Origin of the sequence: Mesorhizobium ciceri biovar biserrulae, assembly GCF_001618845.1 — a bacterium.
GTDB classification, from domain to species: Bacteria; Pseudomonadota; Alphaproteobacteria; order Rhizobiales; family Rhizobiaceae; genus Mesorhizobium; species Mesorhizobium ciceri.
In genome coordinates this window covers 4,849,769-4,871,193 of record NZ_CP015064.1, presented here as the reverse complement: position 1 = coordinate 4,871,193, position 21,425 = coordinate 4,849,769, and the positions used below count along the sequence as shown (strand labels likewise).

The 21,425-nt window shown below is 63.5% G+C and carries 20 protein-coding genes and 1 pseudogene; 6 read left to right on the top strand and 15 right to left on the bottom strand.

What is annotated here, in order from left to right; genetic code table 11:
- Positions 1-26: 26 nt before the first annotated feature.
- A complete protein-coding gene (locus A4R29_RS22985) occupies positions 27-1,106 on the top strand; it encodes a siderophore-interacting protein (protein ID WP_032808652.1) in 1,080 nt (359 codons plus the stop codon).
- A 7-nt stretch (positions 1,107-1,113) separates the two neighbouring features.
- Here the strand turns inward: A4R29_RS22985 and A4R29_RS22980 are convergent, their stop codons facing one another.
- The 5 genes from A4R29_RS22980 to A4R29_RS22960 all read right to left on the bottom strand — a co-directional run bounded on the left by A4R29_RS22980 (position 1,114) and on the right by A4R29_RS22960 (position 4,297).
- Positions 1,114-2,217, bottom strand: coding sequence for an AbrB family transcriptional regulator (locus A4R29_RS22980; RefSeq protein ID WP_027162188.1), 1,104 nt, complete (start codon positions 2,215-2,217; stop codon positions 1,114-1,116).
- Between the two features lie 91 nt (positions 2,218-2,308).
- Entirely contained in the window at positions 2,309-2,554 is a 246-nt protein-coding gene (locus A4R29_RS22975; protein WP_013529932.1) for a type II toxin-antitoxin system Phd/YefM family antitoxin, read from the bottom strand.
- 28 nt (positions 2,555-2,582) lie between these two features.
- Positions 2,583-2,891, bottom strand: coding sequence for a putative quinol monooxygenase (locus A4R29_RS22970; protein WP_013529933.1), 309 nt, complete (start codon positions 2,889-2,891; stop codon positions 2,583-2,585).
- A 63-nt stretch (positions 2,892-2,954) separates the two neighbouring features.
- Entirely contained in the window at positions 2,955-3,734 is a 780-nt protein-coding gene (locus tag A4R29_RS22965; protein ID WP_013529934.1) for an SDR family NAD(P)-dependent oxidoreductase, read from the bottom strand.
- A gap of 125 nt (positions 3,735-3,859) precedes the next feature.
- Complete coding sequence (locus A4R29_RS22960; protein WP_013529935.1) at positions 3,860-4,297, bottom strand: DsrE family protein; 438 nt, start codon at positions 4,295-4,297, stop codon at positions 3,860-3,862.
- Between the two features lie 102 nt (positions 4,298-4,399).
- On the opposite strand from A4R29_RS22960, the gene A4R29_RS22955 reads away from it, so the two are divergent.
- Together A4R29_RS22955 and A4R29_RS22950 are read left to right on the top strand one after the other, a co-directional pair.
- Positions 4,400-5,518: a hypothetical protein gene (locus A4R29_RS22955; protein ID WP_063172957.1), complete on the top strand. Its 1,119-nt coding sequence runs from the start codon at positions 4,400-4,402 to the stop codon at positions 5,516-5,518.
- A gap of 19 nt (positions 5,519-5,537) precedes the next feature.
- A complete protein-coding gene (locus A4R29_RS22950; RefSeq protein ID WP_013529937.1) occupies positions 5,538-5,744 on the top strand; it encodes an antitoxin in 207 nt (68 codons plus the stop codon).
- 202 nt (positions 5,745-5,946) lie between these two features.
- On the opposite strand, the gene A4R29_RS22945 is transcribed toward A4R29_RS22950, so the two are convergent.
- Positions 5,947-6,894: a cation diffusion facilitator family transporter gene (locus A4R29_RS22945; protein WP_013529938.1), complete on the bottom strand. Its 948-nt coding sequence runs from the start codon at positions 6,892-6,894 to the stop codon at positions 5,947-5,949.
- Positions 6,895-6,899: 5 nt separating this feature from the next.
- On the bottom strand, positions 6,900-9,089 hold the full coding sequence (locus tag A4R29_RS22940; RefSeq protein ID WP_063173784.1) for an anthranilate synthase: 2,190 nt from the start codon (positions 9,087-9,089) through the stop codon (positions 6,900-6,902).
- Between the two features lie 319 nt (positions 9,090-9,408).
- Here A4R29_RS22940 and A4R29_RS22935 point away from each other — a divergent pair, with 319 nt between their 5' ends.
- Positions 9,409-10,179 (top strand): isocitrate lyase/PEP mutase family protein, encoded by a 771-nt coding sequence (locus A4R29_RS22935; protein WP_063172956.1) that lies wholly within the window; start codon positions 9,409-9,411, stop codon positions 10,177-10,179.
- A gap of 1 nt (position 10,180) precedes the next feature.
- Here the strand turns inward: A4R29_RS22935 and A4R29_RS22930 are convergent, their stop codons facing one another.
- The 4 genes from A4R29_RS22930 to A4R29_RS22915 form a co-directional block, all read right to left on the bottom strand.
- Positions 10,181-11,236: a succinylglutamate desuccinylase/aspartoacylase family protein gene (locus tag A4R29_RS22930; RefSeq protein ID WP_063173783.1), complete on the bottom strand. Its 1,056-nt coding sequence runs from the start codon at positions 11,234-11,236 to the stop codon at positions 10,181-10,183.
- Between the two features lie 86 nt (positions 11,237-11,322).
- On the bottom strand, positions 11,323-12,495 hold the full coding sequence (locus tag A4R29_RS22925) for an MFS transporter (protein WP_024504527.1): 1,173 nt from the start codon (positions 12,493-12,495) through the stop codon (positions 11,323-11,325).
- A 125-nt stretch (positions 12,496-12,620) separates the two neighbouring features.
- A complete protein-coding gene (locus tag A4R29_RS22920) occupies positions 12,621-13,997 on the bottom strand; it encodes an FAD-containing oxidoreductase (RefSeq protein ID WP_027162182.1) in 1,377 nt (458 codons plus the stop codon).
- Positions 13,994-14,455, bottom strand: coding sequence for a membrane protein (locus A4R29_RS22915; protein WP_027162181.1), 462 nt, complete (start codon positions 14,453-14,455; stop codon positions 13,994-13,996). The genes A4R29_RS22920 and A4R29_RS22915 overlap by 4 nt, the downstream gene beginning before the upstream one ends.
- A gap of 136 nt (positions 14,456-14,591) precedes the next feature.
- Between A4R29_RS22915 and A4R29_RS22910 the strand changes: the two are divergent.
- Positions 14,592-15,015, top strand: a pseudogene (locus A4R29_RS22910) (DapH/DapD/GlmU-related protein).
- 5 nt (positions 15,016-15,020) lie between these two features.
- Here A4R29_RS22910 and A4R29_RS22905 read toward each other — a convergent pair.
- On the bottom strand, positions 15,021-16,016 hold the full coding sequence (locus A4R29_RS22905; RefSeq protein WP_063172955.1) for a GlxA family transcriptional regulator: 996 nt from the start codon (positions 16,014-16,016) through the stop codon (positions 15,021-15,023).
- Positions 16,017-16,142: 126 nt separating this feature from the next.
- Here A4R29_RS22905 and A4R29_RS22900 point away from each other — a divergent pair, with 126 nt between their 5' ends.
- Complete coding sequence (locus tag A4R29_RS22900) at positions 16,143-16,787, top strand: cysteine hydrolase family protein (RefSeq protein ID WP_013529947.1); 645 nt, start codon at positions 16,143-16,145, stop codon at positions 16,785-16,787.
- A gap of 67 nt (positions 16,788-16,854) precedes the next feature.
- Here A4R29_RS22900 and A4R29_RS22895 read toward each other — a convergent pair whose 3' ends face one another.
- From A4R29_RS22895 to A4R29_RS22885, 3 genes are all read right to left on the bottom strand, one after another.
- Positions 16,855-18,534, bottom strand: coding sequence for a formate--tetrahydrofolate ligase (locus A4R29_RS22895; protein ID WP_063172954.1), 1,680 nt, complete (start codon positions 18,532-18,534; stop codon positions 16,855-16,857).
- 313 nt (positions 18,535-18,847) lie between these two features.
- Positions 18,848-19,972, bottom strand: coding sequence for a DUF2333 family protein (locus A4R29_RS22890; RefSeq protein ID WP_013529949.1), 1,125 nt, complete (start codon positions 19,970-19,972; stop codon positions 18,848-18,850).
- Positions 19,973-20,078: 106 nt separating this feature from the next.
- Positions 20,079-21,383 (bottom strand): DUF6638 family protein, encoded by a 1,305-nt coding sequence (locus tag A4R29_RS22885; protein WP_013529950.1) that lies wholly within the window; start codon positions 21,381-21,383, stop codon positions 20,079-20,081.
- Positions 21,384-21,425 lie beyond the last annotated feature (42 nt).

The window sequence follows — 21,425 nt, the reverse complement described above, 5'->3', positions numbered from 1 at the left end:
CCGAACTGTTGCAAAGGACTTGAATGATGGACCAATTGAGCGCGCAAACCCGGATCAGCGACGCGGCGATCAGGTCGGTGATGGACCGGCTGCGCGCCGAGCACAGCGAATTCGAGATCGACACCGGCGTCGCCGACCAATGGGAGCTTCGCCTCTATTATGGTTCGTTGAGCGCCACGCTCGATGATGAAAGCGTACTGATCCGCGTCGCGGCGTCCGACGAAACCTGCCTGTCCTACATGAAGATGACGGTTGCCGGCCATGTCGCCGAACATCTCGGCACGACTAGGGGCATCCATTGGCAAGGCGACGGCATTGACGCCGGCATGCCGGTCTTCTTCCGCGAGATCACGGTGATGTCGTCGACGCGGATCTCGGCGCATATGCAGCGTCTGCGCTTCGCCGGTAAGGATCTCGGCCGGTTCAGCCATGGCGGCCTGCACATACGGCTGCTGCTGCCGCCGGCTGGCCGCCAGCCGCTCTGGCCGTCGATGGGTGCCGATGGCTTGATTGTCTGGCCTTCGGGCGACGATGCGCTTGCCGTGCGGGTCTACACGATCCGGGCGCTGGATGCCGCAAGCGGCTGGCTCGATGTCGATTTCGTGCTGCACCCCGGCCAGGAGACGCCCGCCGCCAGCTTCGCGCAAAATGCACAGGCGGGAGATGTCATCGGCATGATCGGACCCGGTGGCGGCGACGCTCCGGTGGCGCAGACCTTGCTTCTGCTCGGCGACGACACAGCACTTCCCGCCATAGGCAGGATTCTGGAAGATCTGCCGCCGTCAACACGCGCTGAGGCGCTGATCGAGATCGATGGGCCGGATGACCGGATGGCGCTGGCGCAAGGGGATAATATCGACATTACCTGGTTTTACCGGCGCGGTCTCAAGGCCGGCACCGCGGGCCTGTTGTCCGCCGCCTTGCGCGAGCGCAAGCACATGGCGCTTGCCGACGGCCTGTACGTCTGGGCCGGTTGCGAATTTGGCGATTTCCGGGAGATCCGCAAGATCGTGCGTAAACAGTGGGGCCTGCCGCGCGACCGCCACCTGGTTACGGCCTACTGGCGCCGGGACGCGCACAGCGTGGGCGAGGGCGGCGAGGACTAGTCGCTGCCTATTGCCTGACGCTTCTCGCCACCAGCCGCGCGACGCTCGGGCCGATCAGCAGCACGATCAGGAAGCGTGCTGATTGCAGGGCCATGACGAAAGAGATGTCGACGTTCTGCGCTGCTGCAGCGATGATGGCGATGCTGTCCATGCCGCCGGGGCTGGTCGCCAGATAGGCGGTCAGCGGATCGATGCCCAGGAGATGGCTGATCATGAAGGCAAGGCCGCCGCAAAAGGCGATCAAGGCCACGATCGAGGCGATGATCTGCGGCAAGGCGCGCGCCGCATGGCGCAGGATCGCCCTTGTGAAGTTCAGGCCGATCGACCAGCCGACCATGGCGTAGCTGACGGCTAGCAGCCATTGCGGCAATTGCATTTCCACGCCCAAGCCGAGATGGACGACGGTGCCGAAGATGAAGGTGCCGAGGAAGAAGGGCGAGGGCAGTCGGCACAACTTTCCCCCCAGGCCGCCTACGACCGCGATGCCGATGGTGGCGGCGAAGGCTTGGGCATCGATCGGCGGAAACCAGACGATGGCGGGGATCTCGACATCAGACGTGTCGACCCACATCTTGGCAACGAGTGCCGCCGTCATCGAGACGAAGATGACGCGCAGATATTGCATGAAAGCGACGAGGCGCTGGTCGGCGCCGAAGGCACCCGCCATCAGCACCATGGCGGTGGCCGCACCCGGCGACGAGCCCCAGACGGCGGTGGTGCCGGGCAGGATGCGCCAGCGGCTGATCAGCCAGCCGAGCAGGCTGGAGGCTGTGACGGTGGCCACCACGACGCCGAGAAACAGCGGCCATTCCTGGGTGAAGACCGGAAAGATGTCGGCCGAGATCGACGCCGCGACGAGGCAGCCGACGATCGCCTGGGCGGCGCCGAACAGAAGACGCGGCACGCGTACCGTGGCGCCATTGGTGCCGGCGACGATGGCCGCCAGCATCGGCCCGATCAGCAGCGCCGCCGGCAGGGCGGCGAGTTCCAGCGCGCCGGCAAACAGCAAGGAAACAACCAGCAGGGCAAGCCACTGCCAGAGCTTGCGCATCCGCGCCATGCGTTCGAGTGTGGGCAGGTCCGGGGAGGGCTGCTCGGCCGAGGAATCCATGTTTCGCTCTTAGACCCGCAGGGCGAAAAATGCGAACCGCGATTCACAGAAAAATGATTGTTTCACCCGCCCAGGTGTCGAGTAACAGGTCTCACAAGCCGGCGTTGAACCGTTGCTCGATCTCATTGCGACCCATGCGGTCGAAATCGTCGGGGACGGAAAACTGGCCGGCCATAAAACCGACCCGTCGCGCCTGCAGCGTCGGCTGTTCGATCGGCACGATTCTGGCCAACGGCTTGCCGGCTTTGGCAATAACAAACGACTCGCCTTGGGCTGCACGTCTCACAAGGCGCGACAGATGAGCTTTCGCATCGCGAATGTTTACTGTCTGCGTCAAAGATTGCTCCTCAAAATTGGCATCGAACTCACCCCGTCTTGCTGTCGGCTAGGCCGAAGCCGCCGACGGGGTGGGTCTCGACCTGGAATTCGAAGCCGGCGATGAACGGCCGCGCCTTGGCGATCGCCGCCTGGACTTCGGGAAGCTGCAGCGAGGCCTTGTGGCTTTCGGCGTCGGTCCACACTTCGGTGACCCAGATCGCGTCGGCGTCCGCGGGATCGCGGGCGATGATATAGCTCAGGCAGCCCGGCAGGGCGCCGGTGCTGGCGCGCAGGAGGTCCATGACCGCGTCGCGCTGGCCGCGCGACGCCCGCATCTTGCCGATCAGTCCGTACATTCCGTTGTCTCCCTTTGAGGTTTTCGACAAGAGCGTGCAGATCGCCAGTATGCCGATAGCCGTTCAAGGCATCAACTGGCCGCCATTCACCTCGATCACCTGGCCGGTGATGTAGCCGCTGAGAAGGTCGGAAGAGAGGAACAGATAGGCGCCGACGCAATCCTGCGCCGTGCCCGCGCGTCCCTGCGGAATGGTGGCGACCATGCCCTTGATCTGCTCGTCGGTCGAATAGCGCTCGTGGAACGGGGTGAGAATTGTGCCGGGCGCCACCGCGTTGACGCGGATGCCGAAGCCGATCAGCTCCTTGGCCATGCCACGCGTCACATTGGAGACGAAGGCCTTGGCCGAGCCGTAAAGCCCGGCGCCGCCGCCCGCACCATTGCGGGCGGCGATCGAGGAGGTGTTGACGATGAAGCCGCCCTGTTTCTTCAGCCACGGGATCGCCTTGCGCGAAGCAGTCAGCACCGAACGGGCGTTGAGGTCCATCACCGCATCGTAGTGCGCCTCGGTCTGCTCGGCATAGGGGATGCGGCCGAGCATGCCGCCGGCATTGTTGACCAGCCCGTCGAGGCGGCCGAAATATTGCGCACTGTCCTCGACGACGCGCTCGACATCGGCGGCAACGGAGAAATCGCCCTGGACGAGAAACACCTCGCCGCCCTTGTCGGCAATCGTCAGACCGAGCTTCTCGGCGGCGTCGCGGCTCGAGTTATAATGCAGCGCCACCTTGCATTTCTGCGCTGCATAGGCCAGCGCGAGCGCCGCCCCGATGCCGGTCGATGCACCGGTAACCAGCACTGCCTTGCCGGCAAGATCGGGTATGCTGAGTGTGGTGGCTGGCACGGTTCTTCCTCCGGGATGTCTGCCTGCCCTTCGTAGGCCCTTGCCACCCCGGTGTTCAAGCCTTGGAGCAATTCAAGGAAAAGTGTGAGCGCTTTCCCCGGGGGATTTGCGTCAAACAAACCGCTCTACGGACGCAGATAGGCGTAACCCTGGCCTTGCAGTTCGGCGAGTTTGACGACGCCGCCCTTGTCGGCGGCATGAAATCCGGCGAGCAGGTCGGGGAGTGTGATGTCCATGCCGTGCATGGTGTTGGCGCAGGCGTGGGGTTCCAATCCCTGCTGCACCAGGCCGGCGAAGCGCCCGGAAATCGCGGCCGATATGCCTTTCGACTTGAAGGCCGCGAGCGCGGGACCATGCACGACCAGCACGATGTCGACCTTGCCGCCGGTGCCTTCATAATGGTTCTTGATGTTGCCGAGCACGAAATTGACCTTGTCGGTGTCGCTCAAGTGGTAGGCGACTTTTTGCCTTGTGGGCTCGGTGGCGGCTGCCTGTGCTGCTCGCAGACCGAGAAGCGTTCCGGTTCCGGCAAGAACCGTGCGGAACATATCGCGCCGGCGCATGGCATCCTCCTCCGCTTGGCGGCTGACCGCGAATTGCGTGACTCCAGCCGCAATACTAGCATAAATTGCCGTTGCGTCCTTTCGATGCGGAGGAGAGGTCACATGGCGTTGAAGGAATGGGCGTTTGGGTTGGGGGAATGGAAGACGGTTGCCGGCGCCGGGTTTGGCGCCGTGCTGCTCGGCGCGCTTGCCGGATCGGCCTCCGCCGACGATGCGCTGAAGCTCACCGAACTCAGTCCGAACGGCGCTGACGCCTGTTTCGGCCGCGTCTATGATGGGGCGCATCTCAAGGCGCACCCGAAGCAGAAGGTGGCGCGGATCTTCTTCTACTACGGCCATGATCCGGTCAGCCGGCCGAACGAGGAACCGACCGGGAATTCCGACACGTCCTACAATGCCTTCATCGCCACCACCGTGCGCGGCGCCAAGTCGCCTGAATGGGCCGGCGGCTGGTGCAATCATGCTTCCGAGGACGGCAAGACGGGCCCGGTCCATTGCGGCATGGAATGCGACCGGACGCTTGCGTCGCTGAAGGTCGATGACAAGGGTCGGCTGTTCCTCTCGGATCTGCAGCCCGACATCTATCTCGATGCCGGATCAGAAGAGGAGCTTGGCGCAGCGGAATATGACAGGCGGGCGCTCGGCTCGGAGGATGACAATTTCCGCCTCGACCCGATGCCGGCAGCGACCTGCCAGGCGGAGTTCGCGCGCATCGACCCAGTCGCCGCTGCGCTCGGAGCTCCGCTACGCGAGCGGCTGAAGCCGGACCAGGCGTTCTGCTATGGGCGCGACTACGATGCAGCGCATCTCGGCTCGCACCCCGATCAACTCACCCAGTCGATCCGGGTTTTCCGCGGCAAGGTAGAACTGGCGTCCTTCGCCTCGGGCGGTGACACCGCCAATTGGCCAGACGGCGCCGACATTGCCGTTACCGTCACCACACGGCAGAAATCGGCCAAGGTGACGCAGACCTATTCCTGCCAGGGCGAAGCCGACCAGTGGCGCTGCGCGGCCAGCACGAAGATGAGCAATTTCTCCTGCGACATCGCGCAGAAGGAGATTTTCCTCAAGCGTGGCGCCAACGGCACGATGATGCTGGCCAACCCAAACAGCGCGCTTGCAATCGTCGACCTGTGTTCGAAGGCGGACGCCGGAAAGACGAAATCCGACGACAAGGTCTATCGGCTGCAGCCGATGCCGCAATCGGCCTGCTCGCCTTGAGCTTCAATGGAGGGCGCGAATGGATAAGGCAAAAGTCTTTTGGTCTGGCGGATCGCAAGCAGTACGCATGCCGAAGAAATACCGTTTCGATACCGGCGAGATTTCAATCCTTCGCGAGGGCCGAGCGGTCGTTCTCGAACCGCTTGCGCAGGATTGGGTCTGGCTCGACAGTTTGACCGGGCCACTTGACGACGATTTTGTTGAGGCAGCTTTGGAAGGCCGATAGAGACTGGCGGCGCAGACCATAGGATCCATGCGTGACATCTGAGCGCTGCTGCGGTGCAGAATTCTGTTCCGCTGCACTCTACGGACAAGGTCGCGGCATGGATCTTCGGGTCTCCGCGACGGAGCTTCGCTCCTGCTTCGCCCGTGGATGACGAAGTCGAGAAGCTTCGGTTAATTTTCCCAAGTCGCTACAGGAAATCGCCTCAGGCAAACGGCACGGCGGTTGTGCCCTTCGGCAGCTTGGCCTCGTCGTCGGGCTCGACGTGGATGGTGACGCGCACCGAGGGGATTTCGGCCTTCAGCGCGTCCTCGATGCGGTCGCAGATGACATGGCTGGCGCCGACCGACATGTCTGCGTCGACGACCAGATGAAACTCGATGAAGGTGGCGCGGCCGGCGATGCGCGTCTTGAGGTCGTGCACTTCAAGCGCGCCCTTGCAGTTAGCCGAGATGACGTCGCGGATGCGCATGTGCTCCTGGGTGTCGACGGCGCGGTCCATCAGCCCGTTCATCGACGAGCCGATGACATGCCAGCCCTGCCACAAGATGTTCAGCGCCACGAGGACGGCAAGTGCGGGGTCGAGGATCTGCCAGCCGGTCAGGATCGCCCCGACCAGGCCGCCGAAGACCCCGATCGAGGTCACCACGTCGGTCATGATGTGGTTGCCGTCGGCGACCAGTGCCGGTGATTTCTCCGCCCTGCCGGCGCGGATCAGCGTCCAGGCCCAGAAGGCGTTGATAATCGTGGCAACGCCGTTGACCGCAAGACCTTCCCAAGGCTGTTCCAAGGGTGACGGAGTCTGCCAGGAGCGCCAGACCTCGTTGAGGATCAATAGCGCGGCAAGCACGATCAACACGCCTTCCAGCACTGCCGAGAAATACTCGGCCTTGTGATGGCCGAAGGGATGATCCTGGTCGGCCGGCTTGTGGCTGATCTGGATCGCCCAGAAGGCGGCGACCGAGGCGATGACGTTGACGATCGATTCCAGTGCGTCCGAATAGAGTGCGACTGAGCCGGTGACGTACCAGGCGGCAGCTTTCAGCGCGAGCACGACAAAGGCGACGATAATCGACCAGAAGGCGAGGTTCGCGACCTTGCGCTTCGCGGCCGCCTTGGCCGCGATCGCCATCGTGTTCTCGGCTTCGGCCATGATCGTCAGGCGGCCTTTTCCTTGGCCTTGCGCGGCAGGTGGGCGACGATGTTCTCGATGATGCGCATGCCGGCATTGTGCCCGAGCGTCATGATCGATTCCGGGTGGAATTGCACTGCGGCGATCGGCTCCTTGCGGTGCTCGAAGGCCATGATGACGCCGTCCTCGGTCTCGGCCGTGACGATGAAATCGTCGGGCAGCCGCACCGGATCGGCAAAGATCGAGTGGTAGCGGCCGACGGTGACTTCCTTGGGCAGGCCGGAGAAGATGATGCCGGGCTTGGAGACGCGGATGCGCGACGGCTTGCCGTGCATCGGTATGTGCAGCTGCCGCAGTTCGCCGCCATAGGCCTCGGCCAATGCCTGCAGGCCAAGGCAGACGCCGAAGATCGGCAGTCCGCGGGCGCGCGCCTTCTTGATGGTTGCGGCGCAATCGAAGTCCTTCGGCGTGCCGGGGCCGGGCGACAGCACGACGAGGTCGGGTTTCAGCCGGTCGAAGACTTCCTCAGGCACCGGCGAGCGAACGGTCGAGACGTTGGCGCCGGTCTGGCGAAAATAATTGGCCAGCGTGTGGACGAAACTGTCCTCGTGGTCGACCAGCAGGATGTTGACGCCGTCGCCGACGCGCGCGGTGGTGCGCTCGGTGCTGGCGGAATTGCCTGTCTTGGCGTCGCGGATGGCGGAGAGCATGGCGGATGCCTTCAGTTCGGTTTCGGCTTCTTCTTCCTCGGGAATGCTGTCGAACAGCAATGTGGCGCCGGCGCGCACTTCGGCAATGCCGTCCTTGATACGGATGGTGCGGAGCGTCAGGCCGGTGTTCATGTCGCCGTTGAAATTGACCATGCCGATCGCGCCGCCATACCAGGCGCGCGGGCTCTTCTCGTTCTGCTCGATAAAGCGCATGGCCCATAGCTTCGGCGCGCCGGTGACGGTGACCGCCCAGGCATGCGACAGGAAGGCATCGAAGGCATCCATGCCTTCGCGCAGCCTGCCTTCGATGTGGTCGACCGTATGGATCAGGCGCGAATACATCTCGATCTGGCGCCGGCCGATAACGCGCACCGAACCCGGCTCGCAGACCCGCGACTTGTCGTTGCGGTCGACGTCCGAGCACATGGTCAGCTCGGATTCGTCTTTCTTCGAGTTGAGCAGTTTCAGGATCTGCTCTGAGTCGGAAATTGCGTCGTCGCCGCGCTTGATGGTGCCCGAGATCGGGCAGGTCTCGACGCGGCGGCCGTTGACGCGCACGAACATTTCGGGCGAGGCGCCGATCAGATATTCACCTTCGCCCAGATTGATGAAGAAGGAATAGGGCGACGGATTGATGGCCTTCAGCTTGCGCGAAATCTCGGACGGCTGCGTCTCGCAGCGCTCGTAGAACATCTGGCCCGGCACGACCTCGAACAGGTCGCCGCGCTTGAACGAATCCATCGCCTTGCGCACCAGGTCGGCGTATTCGCCGGGTTCATGGTCGCCGCGCGGCGGGATGCGGTCGGGGCTCTTGAACGGCTCGGAGATTTCGTCGCGCGGCAGCCCTTCGGTCGAAAAACCCTCGCCGGCATAGTCGTAGCGGTCGGTCCATGCCTTGGCCGAATAATGGTCGACGACCAGGATCTCGTCAGGCAGGAACAGCACCAGGTCGCGCTGGCTTGGCTTGCGTTCGAGCTTGTAGTCTACCGGGTCGAACTGGAAGGCGAGATCGTAGCCGAAAGCGCCGTAGAGACCTAGATTGGCGTCTTCCTCGGTCTTGAACAGAGCGGTGATGGCGCGCAGCACGGTGAACACCGAAGGAACACGGCTGCGCTCTTCTTCCGTGAAGACACGGCCGGGCTTGGCGACGTCGAGACGGATGAGCCTTTTCGATGTCTCGGCGATGGTGATATCGGCCAGGCTATCCAGCGCCTTGCCGATGACCGGCAACAACACCTCGCCACGGCCGTTGAGCGCCTCGACACGCATGGCGCGGCCGCGCGCGGAGATAACCAGAGGCGGGTCGATGATGGCGGTGTCCCAGCGCGTGTAGCGGCCGGGATATTCATAGTTGGAGGAAAATACTGCGCCGCGGCGCGAATTCAGGCCGTCGACGTAAGCGTCGATCGCGCCCGCATACGGCCGGTCGTGGCGCGCGCGGGTGATGGTGATGCCACCCGCGGTCACGAAACTTTCCGCGCCGTTTTCCAGAACCTTCATCGTCATTGCCGTCTCCATCAGCTTCTTGGGGCAACGGACCCGGGAATGGCTTGGAAAAAACAAATGGCCGCCCGGACTTTCCGTTGCGGCCACCCTCTCTATTCACGCGCACGTGTTCGAACAGGCCGCTGTCAGCAGGCCCACCACCAAATGGTCTTGATCGAACGCATATTCATGGCGAAATCCATAGCTGCGAAAAGAAGGATGCGCAACAGGTTTGAAAGTCTGTTCGTTGGCCGCCGCTTCTCAGGCTCATGGCACATCGCCAGAGCCGACAGTGCCGCTTAGAGTGCTCATCCAACAGCAGGAAGACGGGAAAATAACCATGACCGAGCAGATCGAGCGTGCGCGGACGTTTCATTCCCTCCACGTCAAGGGCAACCCGGTCGTCCTTTACAATGCCTGGGATCCGGGTTCGGCCAAGATCATCGAGAAAGCGGGTGCCAAGGCGATCGCCACCGGAAGCTGGCCGGTCGCGGCCGCGTTCGGCTACGCCGATGGCGAGAAAATCCCGCTGGAACTGGCGCTCGACAACATCAAGCGCATCGTCGGGTCGGTCGACCTGCCGGTGACCATGGACCTCGAGGGCGGCTACGGCGTTGACCCGGAAATCGTCGCTCGCACGGTGACGTTGGCGCTGCGGGCCGGCGCTATCGGTTTCAATTCCGAGGATCAGATTGTCGGTGGCAGCGGCCTGCATGACATTTCCGTGCAGGCAAAGCGCATCGAAGCCGCGGCGGCGGCCGTCAAGGCTTCCGGCATACCGGCATTCATCAACGCTCGAACCGACATCTTCCTCAAGGCGAAACCGGATGCGCATGATGACGTTCTGCTCGACCAGGCCATCGAGCGCGCACAGGCCTTCGAAAAAGCCGGCGCGCACGGCTTCTTTGCGCCGGGCCTTGGCGACGAAGGCCTGATCGAGACGCTCTGCAAGGCAATTGCGTTGCCGGTCAACATCATTGCGCTGGCGCATGTGCCGCCGCGCCAGCGGCTGGCGGAACTGGGTGTCGCCCGCATCAGTCACGGCCCGATGCCTTACCGGCAGATGTCCGAATGGCTGGAGGCGAAAGCGCGACTGGCTATTTCGGGCTAAGTCAGTCCTCCAGCGTTCCCGACCGGGCATCAGTGCTCTTCCTGTCCCCGACCAGCTTCAGAAGATCTTCGCCGGCGCGGATGATGCGGCGCGAGCGGCGGGTCAGGATGATGCCGTCCTGCGGCGCGAACACTTCGGTGCGGCCATCGGTTTCACCCGGTGCATGGACGATGGTGGCGAGGCGCGCGCCCTTGGCGACGCGGTCGCCGGGCTTCACGTCGTAGAGCACGGCACCGGCCCGTGGCGCCGGCATCATGTCGATGTTTTCCAATGGCGCCACGAAGCCGGTGAAAGGACCCGGCGCGGGCAGGGCGCTGTCGGCGATCACGCCGCGCGCCACCAGCAGCCGGTAGAGGCCGTCGGCGTCGCCGGCGGCCAAGGCACCGTCGACATCGAGGATGCCGCGATATTCGACGGTGGTGGCGACGCGACGGTCGAGCTTGGCCACATCGGCGGGGACGTTCTGATAGGGCATGATCGAGGCGCCCTCGAAGGTGCCGTCAGTGTCTTCGCTCCACAGCACGACCGCGTCGACGCCCATGGCCGCGGCGCAATCGGCCATACCAGGCCACAGGCTGGTGTGGACGTAGAGATAGGCGAGGCCCTCGTCATCGCAGTGCAGGTCGAGCATGATGTCGTGGCCGAGCGACAGCTGCACCAGCCGCGTCTTCAGCCGCTGGTCGACGCTGCCAAGGGTGGTGTCGGGCAAGAGCGCTGTGTCGGGCGCCGTTAGCAGCGGAAAGCCGCGGTTGAAATTGGTGCGCGTGCCGAGATGGAAGCGGCCCTGATGCTCGCCGAAATGATATTGCGCCCGGCCGATCGGGTTGGCCCAGGGCACGATGGTGAGGTTGCCCTTGATGCGGCCTTCGGCCTCCGCCCTGGCAAGCATCGGCATCAGCGCGTCGATGGCGACGACACCCGGCAACTCGCCGGCATGGAGTGCCGCCTGCAGATAGGCCGAAGGAGCAGCCTTGTCAGAACCAGTGAAGCGGAACAGCGGGAATTCGTAGGAAACCCCTTCGCTTTCGCCGGCGATGCGTTCGATCGATTTCTGCATGACTTCCTCCATCAGGAGCGAGAGACATGCGATTTGAAGGCGCCGATGTCGATTGGTCCAGCCTGCCGCGCTATGGGCGCAAGAGACTATTCAGCCGGAAGCGGGATGACCGGCGCGCGCCGGTCCAGCGCCTGCGACAGCACAGCGACGGTGACCGCCAAAACAGCGAGTGCTGCGCCGACCAGCGGCAAATTGGCATAGGAAACACCGGCGGACAGGGCCACGCCGCCTATCCAGGCGCCGCTGGCATTGCCGATATTGAAGGCGCCCTGGTTCAGCGTGGCGGCAAGGTTCGGTCCCTCGGAGGCCGCCTCGACGACCCGGATCTGCAACGGCGGCACGACGACGAAGATGAGCAGGCCCCACAGGAAGACGATGCCGATGGCAACGCTGGCGATTGCGCCGAACTGCCTGAATCCAACGAAAAGCAGGGCCATCAGCAGCAGGGTGCCGATCACTGTCGGCATCAGTTTCCAGTCGGCCAGTCTGCCGCCGATGATGTTGCCGATGGTCATGCCCGCGCCGAACAGCAGCAGAACCCACGTGACTGCCGAGGTCGACAAGCCCGATACCTCGGTGAGGTAGGGTTTGATGTAGGTGAAGACGGTGAACAGGCTTGCGGAGGTCAGCGCCGCGATCAGCATGGCCAGCCAGACCTGCAGCTTGCCCAGCACGCGCAGCTCGCCGCGCAGGCCGCCACCGCTTGGCTCGGCGACATCGGACGGCACCAACCAGGCGATCGCTGCCACCGAGATCAGGCCGATACCGACCACGGCAACGAAGGTGGAGCGCCAGCCGAACGCTTCGCCAAGTGCGGTTCCGGCGGGAACACCCAGGATGTTGGACAGCGTCAGCCCGGCGAACATCAGCGCGATAGCGCTGGCGCGCTTGTTGCGCGGCACCAGGCTGGCGGCAACGACCGAGCCGATGCCGAAGAAGGCGCCGTGGCCGAAAGCGGTGAAGACACGCGCGGCCATCAGCGTCCAGTAGTTGGGCGAGATGGCGCAAAACAGATTGCCGACGACGAACAGCACGGCCAGCCCGACCAACACCGGCTTGCGCGGCAAATGCGCAGTGGCCATGGCGACGATCGGGGCGCCGAAGACGACGCCCAGCGCATATCCGGTAACCAGCAGGCCCGCCGCGGGGATCGACACGCCGAGGTCGGCGGCGACCTCAGGCAGCAAGCCCATGATGACGAATTCGGTGGTGCCGATGCAGAAGGACGCAATGGCAAGCGCAAGGATCGGCAAGGGCATGGTGCGTCCAGACTGAATCGGTTCAATTCCAGACTGCGCGAAGCACGCCACCGTGCGCAAGCTGCATTGCTGCATTGCAGCGATGCAGAAAAGGAAGAGCTTTAAAATGGGTCTTCAACGGGCTGTCACGCCAGCGGCTTCAGCTCCTGGGCAATGGTGGGCAGCAACTCCGAAACATTGGGATGGATGTGCACGGCACGCGCCAGCGTGTCGACGGGCGCCTTGGCGTACATCAGGTCGAGCACACAATGGATAGCCTCGTCGCCGCCGGGGCCGAGCACCGAGCAGCCGAGGATCTCCCTGGTGTCGGCATCGACCAGGATTTTCATGAAACCCTGCGTCTCGCCCTTTTCGATAGCGCGGCCGACGCGGGTCATCGGCCGCTGGCCGACCAGCGCGCGACGGCCGGATTTCTTCACGGCGGCCTCGGTCATGCCGCAGCGGCCAAGCGGCGGGTCGATGTAGAGCGCATAGGCTTCGATCCGGTCGCTGACCCTCCGCGGATCGTTGTCGAGCAAATTGGCGGCGACGATCTCGTAGTCGTTGTAGGAGGTGTGGGTGAAGGCGCCCCTGCCGTTGCAGTCGCCCATCGCCCAGATGCCGGGCACGCTGGTGCGCAGCTGGTCGTCGACGGTGACAAAACCGCGCTTGTCGACCTCGACGCCGGCCCTTTCCAGGCCGAGATCGTCGGTGTTGGGCGTGCGCCCCAGCGCCAGCAGCACATGCGAGCCGACCGCCGGTGGCTTGCCGGCGGAGAAGGTCACGGCGATGTCGTCACCCTGTCTGGCGAAGGCAATGTCGTCGGCGCCGACATGGACCGCGATGCCTTCGTTTTCGAGGATCGACAGGATGGCGGCGGAGACATCCTCGTCCTCGCGGCCGGTCAGGCGCGGGCTCTTCTCGACGACGGTGACTTCCGCGCCGAAGCGGCGGAACATCTGAGCGAATTCGAGCGAGATGTAGCTGCCGCCGACGACGACGAGATGGCGCGGCAGCACATCGAGATCCATCATCGACGAGTTGGTCAGATAGTCGATGTCGTGGATGCCGGGAAGGTCGGGCACCGAGGCGCGGCCGCCGGTGTTGAGGAAGATCTTTTCGGCGGTCAAAAGATCGTCGCCGACGCGCACCGTGTTGGCGGATTCGAAACGCGCATGGCCGCGATAGAGGGTGCACTTGTCCATGCCGGCAATCCAGGTCTCAAGATTGGTGCGGGCGTCGATCGTCACCTTGTCCTTGCGCGCCTTGATCCTGGCATAGTCGACGCCGACGGGGCCACTGAGCGTCACGCCGTAGTCGGCGGCGCGGCGCGCCAGATGCGCGGCATAGGCGCTGGCGACCATGGTCTTGGTCGGCATGCAGCCGGTGTTGACGCAGGTGCCGCCGACCAGCTTGCGCTCGATCAGTGCGACGCTCATGCCGGCGGCCGTCAGCCGCCCGGCCAGCGGAGGGCCAGCCTGTCCGGCACCGATGATGATGGCGTCGAAGGTTTTCGTCGTCATGCCACCGCCGCTACGATCAGCAGGCCGCCGATGATCGCCACCGCGTCCTCGATAAAGGCGGCGGGCGGATCCTTGCCGAAGGCGGCCGCGAGCCGGCCGCGAGCTTCGGCGCCGCCCAGCGTGCCGATGACAGCGCCGATGGCGCCCGCGATCAGGCCGCCGATGGTGGCGCCGCCTGTCGCGCCGATCACCGCGCCTGTGAAGGCGCCCATGACGATGCGGGCGCCGAATTGCTGGGGTACTTTACGGCTCGGCGTCGACGGCAACTGGTCGGTGACCAACTCGACAATGGCCAGGATGGTGAAGATGCCGACAGCCGCCCAGTGGCTCATGAAGCTCGCCCAGGTGCCGGCAACCGTCAGCCAGCCGAGATAAGCGCCCCAGGCAATGGCGGCCGGCGCCGTCATGGCGCGAAGACCGGCAATGACGCCGATCAGAAGTGCGAGAATGTAGAGCATGGTCGATCCCCCCTCGATCACGGGCCAAGACGGCCTTGAGTCACAGGCTACCATAGGTCCAATATTTGACCAGTACTGGCATCGGCGCTTTTGGCTGCACTTGTGCTTTGCAAGGACGTGAACTGGAGACCGCATCATGGCTGAGAGCGAGCGCGTGAAAATGGTGGCCGGCGAATGGTATACCTGCCTCGATGACGAACTGGAGTCGTTGCGGATGATAGCGCGCGATGCGGTGTTCGAGCACAACTTGCTGCCGCCTCGGCTGCACCATCCTCGACACGGCGAGCGTGCGCATCGGCAAGGCAACGCTGCTCGGCCCGAACGTGCAGATCTACTGCGCCGAGCACCACAAGGAGGCCAGTGGGCGGCAGGCCGGACTGGAGGTCGCCCGACCGATCGAGATCGGCGCCAATGCCTGGATCGGCGGCTCAGCCGTCATCCTTGGCGGCGTCAGCATCGGTGAAGGCGCCATCGTCGGCGCCGGTGCGGTGGTGACGCGCGACGTGGCGGCGAACGCCACGGTGATCGGCAATCCGGCGCGGCCGGTCAAGCGGGGCTGAACAGGTCAGGACGACAGGACATACGTCATGCGCTCTTCCTGATCGCCTCGCCTGGAAAACTCGCGCCGGTATTGCGCCGGCGATGTCTTGAGCCGTGCCGAAAAATGCTGGCGCAGCGAGGTGGCGCTGCCGAAGCCGGCTTCGAAGGCGATCATGTCCATGGATTTCTCCGTCGCTTCCAGCAAACGCTGCGCCAGTTCGATCCGCTGGCTGGTCAGCCAATCGCCAAAGCTGACACCGATCGATTTCTGAAAGCGACGGGTAAAGGTGCGGCGGGTCAGGCCGGCGGCCTCGGCCACGCGGTCCAGGCTATGCGCTTCGCCAAGCGTCGCGCGAACCGCGTCGAGGGCCTGGGTAAAGCGGTCGGCGTCCGCGCTTCTTGCCACCGGATGCTCGATGAATTGCGCCTGGCCGCCCTGGCGATGCGGGGAAAGCACGATCTGGCGAGCGAGCCGCAGTGCTGCTTCCGCACCGTAGCGGGCGCGCACGATGTGGAGACAGCAGTCGAGGCCGGCGGCGACGCCGGCCGAGGTCACGACATCGCCATTGTCGACGTAGAGCACCGCGGCATCGACAGCGATGTCGGGATGGAGTGTTTGCAATTGTTCGCAATAGGCCCAGTGCGTCGCGGCACGTCGGCCCGAAAGCAGCCCGGCCGCTGCAATGGCGAAGGTGCCGAGGCACAGGCCGACAATCAAGGCGCCGCGTTGGTGCGCATGGCGCAGCGCTTCCATCAGCAGCGGCGATACCGGTTCGCTCAGATGATGCCAGCTCGGGATGATGACGATATCGGCGCCGTCGAGCCCTTCGAGCCCATGCGGCGCGGCAATTGTCAGCCCGGCTTCGGTATGGATCGGTCCGGCCTTGACCGCGCAGATACGGAAGTCGAAGCGCGGCAGGCCAAGCGCCGTCCTGTCCTCGCCGAAGACCAGGCACGGTACGGAAAGATGGAACGGGCTGATGCCGTCGAAGGCGAGGACGGCAATGATCGGGTCGGTCATGGGTGCTTCCAGCGGTTGAATGCGGATTGTCCCAATTCTTTCGAATGATGTCAATCGGGCCACTTTCGGCTGTCTGGCAGCCCGCCTATCTTCCATCCATCGAATTCAAGCCGGAAAGGAAACACTATGTCTGACCCAGCCAACACCACGCCGCGCCGGGCGCTGATCGTCGTCGATGTGCAGAACGATTACGACGGCGGCAATCTCGCCATCCAGCATCCGCCGTTCCGCGACAGCGTCGTCAATGTGGCACGCGCCATGGATGCAGCGACTGCTGCCGGTATCAAGGTGGTGGTCGTCAAGCAGATGGCGCCCGAGACCTCGCCGATCTTTGCCAAGGGCAGTCACGGCGGCGAACTGCATCCCGAAATCGCCAGGCGCAAGCGCGACCATTATGTCGAAAAGAACCTGCCCTCCGCCTTCACCGGCACTGATCTGGAAGACTGGCTGCGCGCCAATGCCATCGATACGATTACGGTGGTCGGCTACATGACGCATAATTGTGACCTGTCGACCATTATCCACGCCGTGCATATGGGCTTTGCCGTCGAGTTCCTGTCGGATGCGACCGGCTCGGTGCCTTACGCCAACAGCGCCGGCTACGCCTCGGCCGAGGAGATCCATCGCGTGGTCACGATCATCCTGCAGTCGCGCTTCGCCGCCGTGCTCAAGACCGCCGAATGGGTGGAGTGCCTGCAGACCGGCGCGCTGCCGGAGCGCGACACGATCTTCGGCTCCAACCAGCGGGCGCTGTCGCGCAGCGCTGCTTAGGGCTATCCGAAAAAACAGAAAGGGCGCCGCATCGCTGCGGCGCCCTTTCTGTTTGAATTGAAGGATTTTAGAACAGGCCTTCGATATTGCCGGCCTCATTGAGGAAGATCTTTTCCGAGGACGGCGCCCTCGGCAGGCCCGGCATGGTCATGACCTCGCCGCAGATGATGACGACGAAGCCGGCACCGGCCGAAAGCCTGACCTCGCGCACCGGCACGGTGTGGCCGGTCGGCGCGCCGCGCAGGTTCGGGTCGGTCGAGAAGGAATACTGGGTCTTGGCCATGCACACCGGCAAATGGCCGTAGCCGGCGTCTTCCCACGCCTTGAGCTGGTCGCGCACCGACTTGTCGGCGATCGCTTCCGAGCCGCGATAGATGCGCTGGACGATGGTGTTGATCTTCTCGAACAGCGGCATGGCATCGGGATAGAGCGGCGCGAACTGCGAGGCGCCGGATTCGGCCAGTGCCACCACCTTGTTGGCGAGATCCTCGATCCCGGCCGAGCCGTGTGCCCAGTGCTTGCACAGGATCGCTTCTTCGCCCATCGAGGCGACATAGTCCTTCATCGCCTGGATCTCGGCGTCGGTGTCGGAATAGAAATGGTTGATGGCAACCACCGCCGGCACGCCGAACTGCCTGATGTTCTCGATGTGGCGGCCAAGGTTGGCGCAGCCCTTCTTCACCGCCTCGACGTTTTCCTTGCCGAGGTCTTCCTTCTTGACGCCGCCATTCATCTTCATGGCGCGCACGGTGGCGACGATGACCGCCGCTGCCGGCTTCAAGCCCGCCTTGCGGCACTTGATGTCGAAGAACTTTTCAGCACCCAAATCGGCGCCGAAGCCGGCTTCGGTGACGACGTAGTCGGCGAGCTTGAGCGCCGTCGTGGTGGCGACGACCGAGTTGCAGCCATGCGCGATGTTGGCGAACGGCCCGCCATGCACGAAGGCCGGGTTGTTCTCCAGCGTCTGCACCAGGTTCGGCTGCATGGCGTCCTTCAGCAGCACAGCCATGGCGCCGTCGGCCTTGAGGTCGCGGGCATAGACGGCTGACTTGTCGCGGCGATAGGCGACGATGATGTCGCCGAGGCGCTTTTCCAGGTCCTTCAGGTCGGTCGACAGGCAGAGGATCGCCATGACTTCCGAGGCGACGGTGATGTCGAAACCGCCCTCGCGCGGGAAGCCGTTGGCGACGCCGCCGAGCGAGCAGATGATCTCGCGCAGCGCGCGGTCGTTCATGTCCATGACGCGGCGCCAGACGACCCGGCGGGTGTCGATGCCGAGCTCATTGCCCCAGTAGATGTGGTTGTCGATCAGCGCCGAAAGCAGGTTGTGCGCGGTGGTGATGGCGTGGAAGTCGCCGGTGAAGTGGAGGTTCATGTCCTCCATCGGCACGACCTGCGCATAGCCGCCGCCGGCGGCACCGCCCTTGACGCCGAAGTTCGGGCCGAGCGAAGCCTCGCGGATGCAGACGATCGCCTTCTTGCCGATGCGGTTCAGGCCGTCGCCGAGACCAACTGTGGTCGTGGTCTTGCCTTCGCCGGCCGGCGTCGGGTTGATGGCGGTTACGAGGATCAGCTTGCCGTCCTTGTTGCCCTTCACCGATTTGATGAATTCGGCTGATATCTTGGCCTTGTCGTGGCCGTAGGGCAGCAGGTGTTCGGTCGGGATGCCGATCTTCTGGCCGATCTCCTGGATCTGCCTTTTCCTGGCGCCGCGCGCGATCTCGATGTCGGACTTCACTTCGGCCATGACGGCTTTCCTCTGGATTGGACGGTGGAGGGGACGGGTTTGGTCTTACTGGCAAGCAGGTTGGAACCGGGCGCGGGCATGTTCTAACCCTGTCGCTGCCGCGGCGTCAACTTGTATGCAACTATGTTTCCTCTTGAGAAAATTCTTCTGCGGACCGGCCGACCTGTCGTCGGTTCTTCCTGGCTCCGTTGCCGCGCCGTATAGAAGCCAGAGGACGCGTCGTTCCGCCGTCTCAAAACAGCCGCACAATGCACGGAATGCGACAGAGGCGACGGCGCAAATTCACCATCGCCTGGTCCCTAATGGAACAGCGCTACTGCGTCAGAACGTTGCTGATTTCGACCATGTTGGAGCGCACCCTGAGCACATAGAAGCCCATCGTCGTCAGATGCGTCGGCAACAGCCAGCCATCCTCGCGGCCATTGGCGATGATGAAAGGCTGGATCTTCAGTGCCGAAACGAACTGCGAGTCCATCGTGTCCCAGAGGTTCTGCAGATGCTTTTCCTTGATGACGTCCTCGAAGTCGGCCTGGGCGCCCTTCATCAGGCCGTAATAGCCATAGAGCTGGCCATAGGCGAACCAGTAGCGGTCGTCGGCGCGGAAGTCGAACCAGCCATTGTTGTGGTTCTCGGCGCGTTCCTTGAGGATCGCCGAGGTCGAGCCGATGTCGGACGAGATGCGGTCGATATACTGTTTCAGATTGTCGGCGCGGGCGTCGAATGTCGCCTGGCAGGTGGCAAGGCGAGCGTTGAAGGAACGCAGCATGCGCACGGCGTCGCGATAGTAGCTCGGCGTCGGTGTCTTGGGGCCGAACGGGTTCAGGCCGAAATACCAGGTCTCCTCGTCGAACTGCAGGTTGCCGCGGGCATTCTGCAGATCGCTGTCGATCTGCGAGGTGGTGCGGACGCGGCCGAGATTGTCGGCGAGTTCGGTCGCCGTGCGCCGCACCGCCTGGTTGATGCCGCGCTGGAAGGAGGCCTTGTTGTCCATCCACGGCGTGTTGTCCCAGTCGATGCCGAACAGGCCGAGCTTGTAGAGGATCATCGACGAGATCCAGGCATTCTGGTTGACGTTGAAGTCGGTCAGGTCGGCGGCGATCTGGGCAATGCCGGAGTTGCCGCAGGTCTTGGCCGTGTCGGTGCCGGCGCCGGCGGAGACCTGTTCGCCAGCGGAGACATTGCGTTTCTCGAACGTGTAGGTGTCTGGATAGTTCGGGTTGAAATTGTTCCACCACTGGGTGGCGTAGAAGAAATTGGCATAGAGGCCGATCAGCACCAGCAGAGCAAGGCCGACCGCCGCCTTGAGGATCCAGCCGCGTTGCGTGTACCAGCGTCCGGCCCACAGGAACGGCCACAGGATGACGCCGATCAAAAGCCCGATACCGCGGCCGATCCACTGGAAAATGCGGGTGAAGAAGTTCACGATCGGATCGAGCACGGCTGTGTCACCCCCTCAAAGCATGATGCCAAAAAGTTGCAGACTTTTTGGATAACATTATGCGCCAAAACAAGAAGTCAGAACGAAATAAACGGTTCATTTCGTTCTAGTCAGTCAGGCCGTAGAGGCGCGTGCGAAACGCCACCTTGTCCTTCAAATATGTGGTTTTGAGAACGTCCACAACATGCGATCGCCAGGCGTCGCTGAAGCCGCCATAGTCCTTGTAGAAGCCGTCCTTGTTGAAGATGTAGCGCGAGACGAAGTCCGACGGCACGAAATCCGAGATCAGCCGGTTGGTCAGCCAGGCGTCAGGATGGTCAGGCTTGGCGCGGATCACCAGGAAGCGCTGCTGCGGGAAGACATCCTCGATCTTCAGGTGGCCGAGCTGGGAGATCTCGCGCTTGGCGGCGTTGAGGAAAGGGAAATTGCCGTCCCTGGTGATCAGGTCGGCATGGCTCTGGATCCAGGTCTGCAGCCAGACCTTGTCGACATTGGTCAAGTTGCGGTTCGGCTCGGCATCGCGGATCAGCGCGCGCACCACCATCTCGGCGCGGTGCTCGAGATAGCCCGAGGCCTCGACCCAGGAGGCGCGCGGCAACTCGATGCGGCCGGTGGTGGCGAGGAACTTGAACACCTTGTCGGCGTCGTTAATGGAGAGATAGCTGACCTGCCACGGCCGCGAACGGCGGAAGCCTGGCGCCGCAGGATCGCTGATCACCGTCGTCACATCCGGGTCGACGAAGACGTAAAGGCCACCGAAATGGCTGGTCCAGTAGGCGTTGTGGCGGAAGATCACCTGGTCGGGCACCAGCGCGTTCTCGCGGATGTCGCCGCAGATCTTGGCGAGCTCGACCATGCGGTTCAGCATGGCGCTGTCGCGCCAGGCGTCGGGCTCCTGCTTCAACCGGTCGACGAGCTTGCCGAGCTCGGCGGCCTTGCCCAGCACATCCTCAGCCGACAGCACCTTGAACTCGACCTGGCTGATCGACAGCAGGTCCTCGATATCGTTGACCTTGGGAACGGAATCCTCGATCTCGCCGTAGATGACATCCTTGATCGTCAGCGCATCGATGGCGCGCTGGTTCTTGGACATGAACTCGAACATCAGCTGCGAGGTGTTGGAGAAGGCGGTGTGCACCACCGGCAGGTCGATCTGCGACGGCGTCAGGATGATGAAACGGCGGTTGACCTCGTTGGGATCGAGATAGTCGTAGTCGTCGCATTCCTCGGCCACTTCGGGCGAAAAGCCGGTGCGATCGATCTGGAAGGTCTTCAGCTTGGTCGGCTTCAAGCCGAATGCGGCGAGCGCCTTGTTGTAGCGCTGGATCAGATGCGGCTCGTCGACCGTCAGCAGCCGGCCATAGATCAGCTCATTGTCGCGCAGGAGATCGGGTTTTTTGGCGGGGCTCATCTTGCCTTCTCCCACAAGGGGTGAAGGGAAGGCCGGCGCAGC

Coding starts and splice junctions, on each gene's coding strand:
- A4R29_RS22985 (WP_032808652.1), top strand. CDS start 27: ATGGACCAATTGAGCGCGCAAACCCGGATCAGCGACGCGGCGATCAGG.
- A4R29_RS22980 (WP_027162188.1), bottom strand. CDS start 2,217: ATGGATTCCTCGGCCGAGCAGCCCTCCCCGGACCTGCCCACACTCGAA.
- A4R29_RS22970 (WP_013529933.1), bottom strand. CDS start 2,891: ATGTACGGACTGATCGGCAAGATGCGGGCGTCGCGCGGCCAGCGCGAC.
- A4R29_RS22960 (WP_013529935.1), bottom strand. CDS start 4,297: ATGCGCCGGCGCGATATGTTCCGCACGGTTCTTGCCGGAACCGGAACG.
- A4R29_RS22955 (WP_063172957.1), top strand. CDS start 4,400: ATGGCGTTGAAGGAATGGGCGTTTGGGTTGGGGGAATGGAAGACGGTT.
- A4R29_RS22950 (WP_013529937.1), top strand. CDS start 5,538: ATGGATAAGGCAAAAGTCTTTTGGTCTGGCGGATCGCAAGCAGTACGC.
- A4R29_RS22945 (WP_013529938.1), bottom strand. CDS start 6,894: ATGGCCGAAGCCGAGAACACGATGGCGATCGCGGCCAAGGCGGCCGCG.
- A4R29_RS22940 (WP_063173784.1), bottom strand. CDS start 9,089: ATGACGATGAAGGTTCTGGAAAACGGCGCGGAAAGTTTCGTGACCGCG.
- A4R29_RS22935 (WP_063172956.1), top strand. CDS start 9,409: ATGACCGAGCAGATCGAGCGTGCGCGGACGTTTCATTCCCTCCACGTC.
- A4R29_RS22930 (WP_063173783.1), bottom strand. CDS start 11,236: ATGCAGAAATCGATCGAACGCATCGCCGGCGAAAGCGAAGGGGTTTCC.
- A4R29_RS22925 (WP_024504527.1), bottom strand. CDS start 12,495: ATGCCCTTGCCGATCCTTGCGCTTGCCATTGCGTCCTTCTGCATCGGC.
- A4R29_RS22920 (WP_027162182.1), bottom strand. CDS start 13,997: ATGACGACGAAAACCTTCGACGCCATCATCATCGGTGCCGGACAGGCT.
- A4R29_RS22915 (WP_027162181.1), bottom strand. CDS start 14,455: ATGCTCTACATTCTCGCACTTCTGATCGGCGTCATTGCCGGTCTTCGC.
- A4R29_RS22905 (WP_063172955.1), bottom strand. CDS start 16,016: ATGACCGACCCGATCATTGCCGTCCTCGCCTTCGACGGCATCAGCCCG.
- A4R29_RS22900 (WP_013529947.1), top strand. CDS start 16,143: ATGTCTGACCCAGCCAACACCACGCCGCGCCGGGCGCTGATCGTCGTC.
- A4R29_RS22895 (WP_063172954.1), bottom strand. CDS start 18,534: ATGGCCGAAGTGAAGTCCGACATCGAGATCGCGCGCGGCGCCAGGAAA.
- A4R29_RS22885 (WP_013529950.1), bottom strand. CDS start 21,383: ATGAGCCCCGCCAAAAAACCCGATCTCCTGCGCGACAATGAGCTGATC.